Source organism: Mesorhizobium abyssinicae, from assembly GCF_049887195.1.
GTDB lineage: Bacteria > Pseudomonadota > Alphaproteobacteria > Rhizobiales > Rhizobiaceae > Mesorhizobium > Mesorhizobium abyssinicae.
In genome coordinates this window covers 70,422-83,329 of the sequence record NZ_JARAKC010000016.1, presented here as the reverse complement: position 1 = coordinate 83,329, position 12,908 = coordinate 70,422, and the positions used below count along the sequence as shown (strand labels likewise).

General features: G+C 63.3%; 13 protein-coding genes. 6 read left to right on the top strand and 7 right to left on the bottom strand.

Translation table 11 applies throughout. From position 1 onward, the window contains the following. Positions 1-494: 494 nt before the first annotated feature. Together PU724_RS25940 and PU724_RS25935 are read right to left on the bottom strand one after the other, a co-directional pair. Positions 495-632: a hypothetical protein gene (locus PU724_RS25940; protein ID WP_292168989.1), complete on the bottom strand. Its 138-nt coding sequence runs from the start codon at positions 630-632 to the stop codon at positions 495-497. A 4-nt stretch (positions 633-636) separates the two neighbouring features. After that, positions 637-1,260, bottom strand: a complete 624-nt coding sequence (locus PU724_RS25935) for an autotransporter outer membrane beta-barrel domain-containing protein (protein WP_354421720.1) — start codon at positions 1,258-1,260, stop codon at positions 637-639. On the opposite strand from PU724_RS25935, the gene PU724_RS25930 reads away from it, so the two are divergent. Then, positions 1,174-1,620 (top strand): hypothetical protein, encoded by a 447-nt coding sequence (locus PU724_RS25930; protein WP_426213666.1) that lies wholly within the window; start codon positions 1,174-1,176, stop codon positions 1,618-1,620. The two genes, PU724_RS25935 and PU724_RS25930, sit on opposite strands and share 87 nt — an antisense overlap. Positions 1,621-2,022: 402 nt before the next feature. Then, entirely contained in the window at positions 2,023-3,465 is a 1,443-nt protein-coding gene (locus tag PU724_RS25925; protein ID WP_354421722.1) for a caspase family protein, read from the top strand. A gap of 14 nt (positions 3,466-3,479) precedes the next feature. Here the strand turns inward: PU724_RS25925 and PU724_RS25920 are convergent, their stop codons facing one another. After that, positions 3,480-4,004, bottom strand: a complete 525-nt coding sequence (locus PU724_RS25920) for an OmpA family protein (protein ID WP_292348823.1) — start codon at positions 4,002-4,004, stop codon at positions 3,480-3,482. Between the two features lie 180 nt (positions 4,005-4,184). Here PU724_RS25920 and PU724_RS25915 point away from each other — a divergent pair, with 180 nt between their 5' ends. The 4 genes from PU724_RS25915 to PU724_RS25900 all read left to right on the top strand — a co-directional run bounded on the left by PU724_RS25915 (position 4,185) and on the right by PU724_RS25900 (position 8,098). After that, positions 4,185-4,592, top strand: a complete 408-nt coding sequence (locus PU724_RS25915) for a DUF930 domain-containing protein (protein WP_354421724.1) — start codon at positions 4,185-4,187, stop codon at positions 4,590-4,592. A gap of 192 nt (positions 4,593-4,784) precedes the next feature. Beyond that, positions 4,785-5,444, top strand: coding sequence for a TerC family protein (locus tag PU724_RS25910; protein WP_127282240.1), 660 nt, complete (start codon positions 4,785-4,787; stop codon positions 5,442-5,444). Positions 5,445-5,574: 130 nt separating this feature from the next. Further along, positions 5,575-6,888, top strand: a complete 1,314-nt coding sequence (gene rimO, locus PU724_RS25905) for a 30S ribosomal protein S12 methylthiotransferase RimO (protein WP_128275869.1) — start codon at positions 5,575-5,577, stop codon at positions 6,886-6,888. Between the two features lie 109 nt (positions 6,889-6,997). Further along, positions 6,998-8,098 (top strand): acyltransferase family protein, encoded by a 1,101-nt coding sequence (locus tag PU724_RS25900; RefSeq protein WP_354421726.1) that lies wholly within the window; start codon positions 6,998-7,000, stop codon positions 8,096-8,098. A 44-nt stretch (positions 8,099-8,142) separates the two neighbouring features. On the opposite strand, the gene PU724_RS25895 is transcribed toward PU724_RS25900, so the two are convergent. From PU724_RS25895 to PU724_RS25880, 4 genes are read right to left on the bottom strand one after another with little or no spacing between them, the layout of a single operon-like run. Continuing rightward, positions 8,143-9,210, bottom strand: coding sequence for a BMP family ABC transporter substrate-binding protein (locus PU724_RS25895; RefSeq protein WP_292100851.1), 1,068 nt, complete (start codon positions 9,208-9,210; stop codon positions 8,143-8,145). 51 nt (positions 9,211-9,261) lie between these two features. Then, complete coding sequence (locus tag PU724_RS25890) at positions 9,262-10,182, bottom strand: ABC transporter permease (RefSeq protein ID WP_127282244.1); 921 nt, start codon at positions 10,180-10,182, stop codon at positions 9,262-9,264. Further along, positions 10,182-11,294, bottom strand: coding sequence for an ABC transporter permease (locus tag PU724_RS25885; RefSeq protein WP_292100855.1), 1,113 nt, complete (start codon positions 11,292-11,294; stop codon positions 10,182-10,184). The genes PU724_RS25890 and PU724_RS25885 overlap by 1 nt, the downstream gene beginning before the upstream one ends. Beyond that, on the bottom strand, positions 11,291-12,868 hold the full coding sequence (locus PU724_RS25880) for an ABC transporter ATP-binding protein (protein WP_354421728.1): 1,578 nt from the start codon (positions 12,866-12,868) through the stop codon (positions 11,291-11,293). Before PU724_RS25880 ends, PU724_RS25885 begins: the two co-directional genes overlap by 4 nt. Positions 12,869-12,908 lie beyond the last annotated feature (40 nt).

Below are 12,908 nucleotides of genomic sequence, written 5' to 3'. Positions count from 1 at the left end.
ATCCGGAATCACCCTCGCGGCAGGTGCGCCTTCATATTAGCCGGCGCTTTATTGGTCTGCCAGCCGCCCGAAGTTGAATGATACAGCAAGGACAATCGGCTGCGCTACCGGCAACGTCGCACGCTAGACCCGTGGTGCACGCAATTGGCGGCCGCCGGCTCCGGCCGACCGCCTGGATCGTTCACCTGATGGATATCGGCCGTTCAGCTTTCGAAATAGCGCGGCCGATCGAGGTCCGGGATGAGCCCGGGCTGCCTCGGCTGCCACCCCAGCAATTCCCTGGTCCGCGCGCTCGAGGCCGGCCAGTCCAGACCGAAGAAGTGGCCAACAAAACCAGAATGGCCGGCTGCCTCCTCGTGGGTCTTGGCTACCACAGGGACCCCGAGGCGCCGGCCGATGACATCGGCGATTTCCCGCGTCGGCGCACCCTCGTCGCCGGCGACAAGGGCCGGTTCAAGGTACCGTCGACGGCGATGGCGCCAAGCGCATCGCAATCAGACCGATCCCGAGCAGGTCTCGACCTTGCCGAGGTTGAAATTGACGATGCCGCCGATGCCACCCAGTCCGCCATCGCCGGCGTCGCCCGAAATGCCCTTGGCATCGCCGCCGTCACCGCTTCGATTCGTCGACATCCACTCAGAAGGCGATCTTCAGGCCCAGCTTGCCGGCGACGGTCGTGCTGTCCGCGGACCACTTGCCGCGAATTTCGGAGCTGAGCGTGGTGGATCCCGTCATCTTCAGATTGAATCCGGAGTACAGCGCCACGGAAAAGTCCGCGTCCTCGAATTCGCTTTCCTCGCCCTCGACGCTGGCCGTGTTGGAGTAGCCGAAACGCTGCTGGAAATCGGCACGTGCGTAGGGGCTGATCACCATGCCATTGCCAAGCTGGAAATCGGCATAGATGCCAGGTTCGAATTTGACCGCACCGAAGGACAGGTGGCTCTTGCCGTAATCAGTGCCGAAGCTGTCCTCATATCCGTCGCCGGTGAAAGTGACGCCCAGCAATCCACCGCGCAGATCGAAACGGACCCGGTCGGTCAGGTTGAAGATGCGTCCAACAGACCCGGTGATCGCATAGCCCTGCGTGTCATAGTTGCCGGAGCCGCTGTCCACATTCTCGACGTCGGTGTTGCCGAGGAATGCGGACACCGCCACAAGCGCATAACTCGTATCATGGCGATAGAGTCCATAGCCGCCAAACATGCCGCTTCTGTTGGTGGCATCGCCGCCGCTGGAAAAGCGGCGGTCGTCGACACTCACCTCGGCCGAGGCATAGCCGCCAAACAGGCCTATGTTGAGCCCATGCTCATTATCGAAGCCGAAATGCCTGGCGGCATTGAAATCCACGCTGACGGCAGCGGAGAATTCATCGACATCGAAAGGTTGTCCATCAATTGTGTCGAAGCTGTTCGAAATCCTGAAGCCGTCATGTTCGGTGTGGGCAAGCTGGCCGGAAGCGAAAACGCCAAAAGGCGCCGTCTGGGCTGGTGCCGGCGGAGCCGCCTTGGCCGGACCGACATCCGCTTCGACAATGTCGTCAACAATGTTGTGAAGGGCATCCAGAGACGTGTCGACAATCGCGCCGTTGGCCACTCCGCCAAGATAACAGTTGGCGTCTAGGCCTTCAATGATGCAAGCATTGGCTTTCGAAGGCATGAAGGCCAATGCTGCGCCAATCGAGAGCGCGCTCGCGGCGCACAGGCGCAGAAGCCAATTCGCTGCTTTCATTTTCGTGTCCCCGTACTTAAAGTTTTACTCAAACAGTCGGTGCAAGCTATGCGATTGAATTCTCCAAGAACAACGATCAGGCGCCCATAGATACGATTTCGACATACTAGCAGAAAATCGATCGAAGATCATAGTAACTCACTTTGACCGGTCACGGTCTCGCCCTTCCTTCGAGAGGGGTTCTGATGTAAAATTTTCAGGTCTTCGAAGATGCGGGTTCGGCGCGCAAGGGCCGTCATGGGGTGAGCGCTTCGGTGGCCCGAAGACTGTCGCCAACTGAGACGAGCTCGCGTCATGACCTGTGCCCCCTTCCTGCGCATCGTGGCGGTTCTGCTCTTCTCTTGTCTCGGCTTGATAGGCGTTTGGGCGGCTGCCGTGGAAGAGCCGACACCCCAGCCCGCCAAGCGGCTGGCAATCGTCATGGGCAATTCCAACTACCAGAGCGCCCGCCTCCCCCATCTCGCCAATGCTGATAACGACGCCAGAAGACTTTCCGAGAGCCTGAAAAGGCTGAACTTCGACGTGCTGACCGGAACTGATCTTTCGTCCGACGGGTTTGCACAAATCTTTCAGCAAGCCGACGCCAAACTCGCGACCGCCAGCGCGGTGCTTATCTTTTACGCCGGTCACGGCGTGCAGCTTCAGGGCGAGAACTTTCTGTTGCCGGTCGACACGCCCGACGCGCAGAACCTGGAGCAGCTGACCGCGCGCGCCATCAGGCTCAATGATGTGATCGCGAAATTTGCCAGCCGTGAGCGGCAGACCTTCATCTTCCTCGACGCCTGCCGGAACAACCCGGTGGGCAAAGGTGCCAGCGTCGCCGACGGTCTGGCGCAGGTCGAAGTGGGGGAGAATACTTTTGTCGCCTTTGCCACCCAGCCCGGTAACACCACGGTTGACGGAGCCGGCGACAACAGCCCCTTTACCACGGCCCTGCTGCAGAATGTCGAAATCCCGGGGCTCAGCATTTCCGACATGATGATCCGCGTGCGCAACGAGACCGAGACGCTCACGCTCGGCCGTCAGGTGCCTTGGGATCAGTCGAATCTGCGAGAGCAGTTCTATTTCACCGAACAGCAGGTGCTCGATCCGGCCCAATTGAGCGCCAGCCTTTCGCGTATCCTGTCGGATCCGGTCGCGAAGGAAAAACTGCAGGTCGAGCTTGCTTCCAACGATCTGCAGACGGCTGTGATCATCGTCGGGCAGACATTGCGATCGGTCGAGATCACGCCGCCGGCCGGCCCCTCGGTCAAGCCTACCGGCACGCAGGTCGCCAGTCTCGAGGGCGCCAAGCAAAGCGTTGTCTCCGGCCTCGAAACGCTGATCGTCGGCAAGTCGGCCGGCGAGCCGGACGAGGAAAAGGCGACAGACCTGGCGCGCAGCATCCAGACGGAGCTGCGCCGATTGGGCTGTTACCGCGCCACCGTCGACGGGAATTGGGGCAAGGGTTCCGTCCGCGCCCTCACCAGCTACTACAGGAACACCAGGCGGACCGCGTCGACGACCGAACCCACAGTCGAGCTCCTGAGCGACCTGTTCTTGCAGTCGGGCCGGGTGTGCAAGGATCCGGTCGTCGTGCAGAAGGCCAAGCCGGCCAGGATCTCGTCCGACACGGCGCCCGAGCGCGGCAAGGCGACTGGCCGAAAGGCCGCAAGATCCTCGAAACCGCAATCCTCGCGGCCGGCTGCCCCTCCCCCTGACATCAGTGGCGGGATCGGCATCGGCGGCGTGTTCTAGCGGCGCCACAATATCTATTGAGCGTTTATGCGCATCTCGACGCGGCGGTTGACCGGATCGTACGGATTGGCGACCCGCGGATGCGTTGCACCAAGACCAACGGGCGTGACGCGCGACGCCTCGATGCCGTTCGACAGCAGGAATGCGGTCACCGACTCGGCACGGCGTTCCGAAAGCCCTTTATTGTAGGCGGGCGAGCCGGAGGCGTCGGTATAGCCTTCGACGACGAAGCTCTGGGCCTTCAGACGATTGTCCTTCAGCGCCTTCGCGAATTCGCCGAGCTTGGCTTGCGCGTCCGGCATGAGTTCGGCGGAATCGAGGTTGAAATTGATCAGCATGTCCAGCCCGGCCGCCGCCGGCGCGGCCGCCTTGCCGTCGCATTCGGCTTCAGCGCCGACGCATATGCCGCGCGACTGGCCGAGGTGGGCTGTGCTGGCGAAGAACTTGATGATGTCTTCCGACGATTGCGCCGGACCGGCAAGCGAGCTCGAAGGCATCAGCCCCGCCGCCAGAACGAGGAGAGAGATGGTCGCGCGCATGGCCGCCTCCGGTATCGCCGTCACGGATCGAAACCACACTGTCCCGCAACGGATGACCGGACGATGTGACGCATCTCACATACAGGCAAAAAGGCCCAAATAACGCGGTAGCGGGCGAAGATCGCGCCCGCCGTTCGACGCTGCCCCTAACCCCTGTCTGGTTGATTTCTCAGACAAAATATGTTGCTTGTCGCGCCCATGAAAAAGCTCTGCCTCTTGGTTCTGGCGTCCCTGACGCTGGCTTGGCCGGCCAAGGCGATGGACAATGCGTTGCGCGCCGGTCTCCTGAAACTTGATCCACAGACCCGGCTCGAACAGCGATGCGATGCCGAAGTGCTCGACCGGATCACCCATGACGATAAAAACTTCAAGGCCGACCGGGTGGTCGCCTACGCCTTTGCCACGCCGGAGATGAGCGCCGACGCGATCAGAAGTCCGGGCGCGGCCTTTCGCAGCAAGGGGCAGTGGTACCGGCTGAAGTTCAAGTGCCAGACCGCGCCCGACCATATGCAGGTTCTGCAGTTGCGTTACCGGATCGGCGACGAGATCCCGGAAACCGATTGGGCGAAGTACAACCTCTACGACTGAGGCAGCGGTGCACTTGCACCAGCCTCTCGGCGACCCTGCGATCTCGATCGCCGACCGATCAGCCGCTTGCCGAAAGAAACCGCCTTGCCGACCTTGTTCCGGGCAGTGACTTGACGTGCACGAACCATACACGTTAGGGCGTCTGGATATTCGACGACCGACACTCGGCGAACAGCAAAGGGCCTCCAGTCGATGGACATTTTCAGCGCCGCAAGCCTGACCGCCCTTCTCCAGGTCATTGCCATCGATCTCGTGCTGGCCGGCGACAATGCGATCGTCATCGGGCTGGCGGCCGCAGGTCTGCCCACCGAGCAGCGCAAGAAGGCAATCCTGATCGGCGTCCTGGCGGCAACGGTGCTGCGCATCCTGTTCGCCGCGGTCACCGTCAAGCTGCTCGCGATCGTCGGCCTGCTCTTGGCCGGCGGCATCCTCCTGCTCTGGGTGTGCTGGAAGATGTACCGCGAGTTGCGCACCTCCCATGCCGACGAGGAGGAGGCGACGGAGGCGCTGTCCAACACCGACTTCGACAGCGACAGCAAGATCGCCGGCAAGGCGCCGCGCAAGACGCTTGGCCAGGCGGCATTGCAGATCGTCGTCGCCGACGTGTCGATGTCGCTGGACAACGTGCTGGCGGTCGCCGGCGCGGCGCGCGATCATTTCTGGGTGCTGGTCATCGGCCTCGTGCTGTCGATCGGCCTGATGGGCCTTGCGGCAAGCTTTATCGCCAGGCTGCTGCATCGTTATCGCTGGATCGCCTATGTCGGCCTGGCGATCATCCTCTATGTGGCGGTCGACATGGTCTATCGGGGCGTGTTGGAAGTGTGGCCGCATGTGAACAACGCGGTGGGCTGACGTTTAATATCCGTCATCGCCGGGACTGGGGCCGGCGCAATGCGTTTTGCCGCAGGACGGGTCAGCCCATACCAATGCCGCAATTAGTGTGGTATTGCGCCCGCCGATCCCGAAAAGCCCGGAAAACCTAATGTCTGCCCCTCGCGTCAGTTTCGTCAGTCTTGGATGCCCGAAGGCGCTCGTCGATTCCGAGCGCATCATCACGCGCCTGCGTGCCGAAGGCTATGAGATCGCCCGCAAGCATGACGGCGCTGATCTTGTCGTGGTCAACACCTGCGGCTTCCTCGATTCCGCCCGCGACGAGTCGCTCAACGCCATCGGCTCGGCGCTGTCCGAGAACGGCCGCGTCATCGTCACCGGCTGCCTCGGCGCCGAACCGGAGGTGATCCGCGAGAAGCATCCCAACGTTCTCGCCATCACCGGACCGCAAGCCTATGAGAGCGTCATGGCGGCGGTGCACGAGGCGGCGCCGCCCAGCCACGACCCCTACATCGACCTTTTGCCGCCGCAAGGCGTGAAGCTCACGCCGCGCCACTACGCCTACCTGAAGATCTCCGAGGGCTGCAACAACCGCTGCACTTTCTGCATCATCCCGGCGCTGCGCGGCGACCTCGTTTCGCGGCCGGCTGCAGACGTGTTGCGCGAGGCCGAGAAGCTTGCCAAGGCCGGCGTCAAGGAGATCCTCGTCATCTCGCAGGACACCAGCGCCTACGGCATCGACATCAAGTACCAGACCAGCATGTTCGGCGACCGCGAGGTCAAGGCGAAGTTCCTCGACCTGGCCGAAGAACTCGGCAAGCTCGGCATCTGGATACGCATGCACTATGTCTATCCCTACCCGCATGTCGCCGACGTCATTCCGCTGATGGCGGAGGGCAAGATCCTTCCCTATCTCGACATCCCGTTCCAGCATGCCTCGCCGCAGGTGCTGAAGAACATGCGCCGGCCGGCGCATGGCGAAAAGACGCTTGAGCGCATCCGCGGCTGGCGCGAGGTGTGCCCGGATCTCGCCATCCGCTCGACCTTCATCGTCGGCTTCCCCGGCGAGACCGACGAAGATTTCGAGATGCTGCTCGACTGGCTTGACGAGGCCAAGATCGACCGCGCCGGCTGCTTCAAATACGAGCCGGTCAAGGGCGCCCGCTCCAACGATCTCGGTCTCGAGCAGGTGCCGCAGGAGATCAAGGAGGCGCGCTGGCATCGTTTCATGCAGCGCCAGCAGAAGATCTCGGCCACGCAGCTCGCCAGGAAGGTCGGGAAGCGCCTGCCGGTGCTGATCGACGAGGCGCACGGCACGTCGGCCAAGGGCCGCACCAAATATGACGCGCCGGAGATCGACGGTTCGGTGCACATCCAGTCGCGCCGTCCGCTGCGCGCCGGCGACATCGTCACCGTCAAGGTCGATCGCGCCGACGCCTACGATCTCTACGGCTCTGCGGTCTGACGGGTTTGGAATTCGCCGCATTTACTACAACTTGCGATAGGTCCGGCCTCCGTATCCCGTTCCATCGCGATCCGCGCTATGCGTTCCGGACCGTAGATGCGAGGGTCGCATGGACGCCAGACCGGCGCGGCAGGACTATATCGCGACGCTGGACCTGTTGCGGCTGGCGGCGGCGCTTGCCGTTGTATTCTTTCACTATTTCTTTCGCGGCGCGGCTGCTGGCGATCTTGCCGGCGCTGGCTTTGCGGATATCGCGCCCATCGCCATCTACGGCTATCTCGGGGTCAATCTGTTCTTTCTGATCAGTGGCTTCGTCATTGCCTGGTCGGCGGAAAGCCGCGGCTGGGAGCAGTTCGCGATTGCGCGTTTCGCCCGCCTCCATCCCGGCTTCGCGCTGTGCATGACGATCAGCTTCGCGGCTGTCGTCTCTTTCGGCGCGCCGCTGTTTTCGACCTCCTTGGCGCAGTATGCAGCAAATCTGTCGATGGTGGCGCCGGTCTTCGGCCAGCCTTTCATGGACGGCGTCTACTGGTCGATCTTCCTGGAGCTGATCTTCTACGGCTGGGTTACGCTCGCCATGGCGACCGGCGCTTTCCGGAACCGAAAGCTGCAGCTGATCTTCGTCTGGCTGGCGATCTCCACGTTGAACGAGGTCTTCATCGGCAGCCGCGCGATCAGGCTCCTGTTCATCACCGAGTTCGGCCCACTCTTCGCCGCCGGCCTGCTGGTCCACCACCTTCACGCGCATGGCCGTTCAAGGCCCGCCTTGCTGCTCCTCGCGGCTGCGTTCCTGATCTCCAGCTGCACCATCACCGTGACCCAGCAGTGGATGCTGGAGGCCTATGGCGCCGCCGTTCCGACCGTCAATCTGGTGGCCGCAAATGTCGTCATGCATGGCGCGTTGATTGCCGCTGTCTTGCTGCGCGGCCATATCAGCTCGTCCTCGCTGACATTGGCGCTCGGCGGCCTGACCTATCCGCTCTACCTCCTGCACCAGAACGTCGGCTATCTCGTCATCAACGCCGCCACACCGCTGGCCGGCAGATGGGTGGCCGCCCTTGCCTGCGTCGCGCTCATGCTCTTTGTCTCCTCGGCGATCTGGCACTATTTCGAGCGGCCGGCGCAGCGCATGCTCCGGATCCGGCTTGGGCGGGCGGTCGAGGCCGGGCGATGGAGACTGCGCCGCACCACCGCCCAGCCGGCCGAATGAAAAAGGGCGCCAAGCGGCGCCCTTTTGTCTTATATTCCAATCGCTTACTGCGGCAGCTTGTCGTCGACGCCCTTGACGTAGAAATTCATGCCGAGCAGCGTGCCGTCGTCTGCGACCTCGCCGTCCTTCAGCCACGGCGAGCCGTCCTGTTTGGCGATCGGCCCGGTGAAGGGGTTCCAGCCGTCGGCGATCTTCTTGGTGGTGGCCTCGGCCATCGCCTTGACGTCGTCGGGCATGTTGGTGAACGGCGCCAGCTTGACGGCGCCGTCCTTGATGCCGAGCCAGACATTGTCCGGCTTCCAGGTGCCGTCGATGGCGGCCTGGACGCGGCTGATGTAGTACGGACCCCATTCGTCCGTCAGCGAGGTAAGCTGCGCTTTCGGCGCGAACTTGATCATGTCCGAGGACTGGCCGAAGCCGTGCAGCTTGCGCTCTTCCGCCACCTGCAGGGCTGCGGTGGAATCGGTGTGCTGGACGACGATGTCGGCGCCCTGGTCGAAAAGCGCCTTGGCGGCGTCGGCTTCCTTGCCCGGATCGAACCAGGAGTTCACCCAGACGATCTTGGCCTTGAAGTTCGGGTTGATCGACTGCGCACCGAGCATGAAGGAGTTGATGCCCATCACAACTTCGGGGATCGGGAAGGAGACGATGTAGCCGGCGACGCCGGCCTTCGATTCCTTGGCGGCGATCTGGCCGAGCACGTAGCGGCCTTCATAGAAGCGCGCATTGTAGATGCCGAGGTTGTCGCCGGTTTTGTAGCCGGTGGCGTGCTCGAACATCACCTTCGGGAACTTCTTGGCCACCTTCACCTCGGCATCCATGAAGCCGAAGGAGGTGCCGAAGATCAGCTTGCAGCCTTCACGCGCCAGGCGCTCGAAGGCACGGTCGGCGTCGGGGCCTTCCGAGACGTTCTCGAGATAGGCGGTCTCGACCTTGTCGCCGAGCGCCTTCTCCACCTCGAGGCGGCCCTGGTCGTGCTGGTAGGAATAGCCGAAGTCGCCGATCGGGCCCGTATAGACCCAGCACGCCTTCAGCTTGTCGGCGGCTTCGGCCGTCGCCGCCAGCGAAATCGCGGCGGTCGTGGTCATCAGGGCAATAAGCAGTTTTTTCATCGTGTTACCTCTCTGAGTTAAGCCTTGGAGCTTCCCGTCTTTTTGTTGTTGTCAACGATCCGGAACGAATGGCTGCCCCAAGGAAGCCGGCGTGTTCATCATCGTCAGACGCTTGTTGCGCGAGATTAGAACGAGAACCACGACGGTTGCCAGATAGGGCAACGAAGAAAGCATCTGCGACGGTATCGGAATGCCAAAAGCCTGTGCATGAAGCTGGCCGATCCACACCGCGCCGAAGATGTAGGCGCCGGCGAGCACCCGCCACGGCCGCCAGGAGGCGAACACCACCAGCGCCAGCGCGATCCAGCCGCGCCCGGCAGACATGTTCTCCACCCACTGCGGCGTGTAGACCAGCGACAGATGTCCGCCGGCAAGGCCGGCGCAGGCGCCGCCGAAGATCACCGCCAGATAGCGGTAGCGGATCACCTGGATGCCCAGCGCATGCGCCGAAGTGTGGCTGTCGCCGATCGAGCGCAAGGTGAGCCCGGTGCGGGTCCTGAACAGGAACCACATGACGGCGGCGGTCAGCACGATCGAGATGTAGAAGACCGGATCCTGGCCGAAGATGAGCTTGCCGACGACCGGGATCGAGCTCAGGCCGGGAATGTCGAGATTGGGCAGGCGCTGGCCCGGCTGGCCGACGAAGCTCGTTCCCATCATGCCGGAGAGGCCGAGGCCGAGCAGCGTCAGCGACAGCCCGGTCGCCACCTGGTTGGTGGCCAGCGACAGCGTCATGACGGCAAAGAGCAGCGAGAACAGCGCACCCACGACGATCGCCGCGAGCAGGCCGATCCACGGCGAACCGGTCAGGTAGCCGGCGCCGAAGCCGCCGACGGCGCCCATGATCATCATGCCCTCGACGCCGAGATTGAGGACGCCAGAGCGCTCGACCACCAGCTCGCCGATCGCCGCGATGAGCAGCGGGGTCGCCGCGGTGGCGATGGTCAAAAGGATGTTGACGGTGATGTCCATCAGCGTGCCTCCTCCAGCTTGGGCGCGGCCTCGAGTTTTGGCGCGGCGAAGCCGATCAGACGAATGCGGTAGTGAATGAGCGTGTCGCAGCCGAGCACGAAGAACAAAAGCATGCCCTGGAAGACGCGCGCCACCTTGTCGGAGATGCCGAGCGCGCTCTGCACGGCCTCGCCGCCGAGATAGGTCAGCGCCAGAACCAGGCCCGCCGCGATGATGCCCAGCGGATTGAGCCGGCCGAGAAAGGCTACGATGATGGCGGTGAAGCCGTAGCCGGGCGATATCACGGGCTGCAGTTGGTTGATCGCGCCCGAGACTTCCGAGATGCCGGCAAGTCCGGCGAGCGCCCCCGACAGGAGGAAGGTGAAGAACACCATGCGGTTGAAGCCGAAGCCGGCGAAGCGCCCTGCCCTCGGGCTGGAGCCCAGCACACGGACCTCGAAGCCCTTCAGCATGCGGCTCATCAAGAGCCAGATCAGCACGGCGGCGACCAGGGCGAAGACGAAGCCCCAATTGGCGCGTCCGGCGTCCGGCATCAGCTCCGGCAGAATGGCGGAGTCGCCGAACTGGATGGTCTGCGGAAAGCCGTGGCCCTGCGGATCGCGCCAGGGACCGCGCACCAGCCAGTCGAGGAAAAGCTGCGCGACATAGACCAGCATCAGGCTGGTCAGGATCTCGTTGGTGCTGAACCGCGTCTTCAGGAGCGCCGGGATGGCGGCGTAGGCAGCACCGCCGAACATGCCGAGGATAAGCATCAGCGGCAGCACCAGCGGCCCTTCGAAGCCGGGGAACACCACCGGGATGATGGAGCCGAAGATGGCGCCGAAGATCAGCTGGCCCTCGGCACCGATGTTCCAGATGTTGGCCCGGTAGCAGACCGACAGGCCGACCGCGATCAGGATCAGCGGAGCCGCCTTGATCGCCAGTTCGTGCAGCTGCCAGACCTGGCTGATCGGCTCGATGAAATAGATCGTGAAGGCGTTGAGCGGGTTGACGCCGAGCAGCGCGAACATGATGGCGCCTGCGACGATCGTGAGCGCGAATGCGATGAAGGGCGACAGCACCGAAAACAGCGCCGAGCGCTGCGGGCGTTTGACGAGTTCGAGGCGCATCATGCCGTCTCCAGCGTGTGTTCGGCGTGGCCGGGCTCGGCCCCGCCCATCAAGAGGCCGATCTTCTCGAAGGTCGCCTCGGCGATCGGCAGCGGTTTCGACAATTCGCCATTGTGCATCACGGCGATCGCATCGGAGATCTCGAACAGCTCATCGAGATCCTGGCTGATGACCAGCACCGCCGAGCCGCTGCGCGCCAGTTCGATCAGTGCCTGGCGGATGTGGGCGGCGGCCCCCGCGTCGACGCCCCAGGTCGGCTGGTTGACCACCATGACGCTTGGCTTGCGGTCGAGCTCGCGCCCAACGATGAATTTTTGCAGATTACCGCCGGACAATGCCGCGGCCTCCGGATCGGGCGCGCTCTTGCGAACGTCCATCACCTCGATGATGCGCTGGGAAGCAGCGTAAATGGCGGCGCTCTTGACCATGCCGCCGGAGCCGACGAAGGCCTTGCCGTCGGTGGCGTGGCGCGAGAGCAAAAGGTTCTCCGACAGCTTCATGCGCGGCGCGGCGCCGTGGCCGAGCCGTTCTTCCGGCACGAAGGCAGCGCCCATCAGCCGCCTGCCGGTGATGCTCAGACCGCCGGCGTCCTTGCCGCGGATGCGTACCGAGCCAGCCTCCGGCTGCAGCGCTTCGCCGGAGACGGATTCGAAGAATTCGCCCTGGCCATTGCCGGCGACGCCGGCGATGCCGATCACCTCGCCGGCGCGCACTGTGAGGTTGATGTTCCTCAGCGGGATCGAGAACGGCGTCGCCGGCTTGCGGGTCAGCGCGCGGATCTCGAGCAGCGCCGGCGCCGTCTCGATGCCTTCGGCCGGCGCGCGCACCACCGCCTTCACCTCGTTGCCGACCATCATACGGGCGAGCGAGGCCGCGGTTTCCTGGCGCGGATTGCAATGGCCGACCACCTTGCCGTGACGCAGCACCGTGGCGCGGTCGCAGATGCGTTTGACCTCTTCCAGCCGGTGCGAGATGTAGAGGATCGACTTGCCTTCCGAGCGCAGCCTTTCCAGCGTCTCGAACAGCTTGTCGGCTTCCTGCGGCGTCAGCACCGATGTAGGCTCGTCGAGGATGATGAGCTGCGGCGTCTGCAGCAGGCAGCGGATGATCTCGATGCGCTGGCGTTCGCCGACGGAGAGGTCGCCGACCAGCGATTCCGGGTCGAGCGGCAGCCCGTAGCTGTAGGAGAGCGCCCGCGCCTTGGCGGCGATGCTGCTGATGGGCGAGCCGTCGTCCAGCGACAGCGCGATGTTCTCGGCTGCCGTCAGCGCCTCGAACAGCGAGAAATGCTGGAACACCATGCCGATGCCGAGCTTCTTGGCGGCGCCGGGACTGGCAATCCGGACGGGCTGGCCGTCCCAGAATATCTCGCCAGAATTCGGCTCCAGCGATCCGAACAGCATCTTGACCAGCGTCGACTTGCCGGCGCCGTTCTCGCCGAGCAACGCGTGGATCTCGCCCTTCGCGATGTTGAGGTCGACATGGTTGCACGCCGTCAGCGTGCCGAAAATTTTGGTCAGCCCGCGAACTTCAAGCAGATTCGCGCTGTCGTGATTTGCACTCACAGTGCCTCCCATCTGGTTTGCCAGATATGTTCTGTGTTCCCGCAAGCATGGT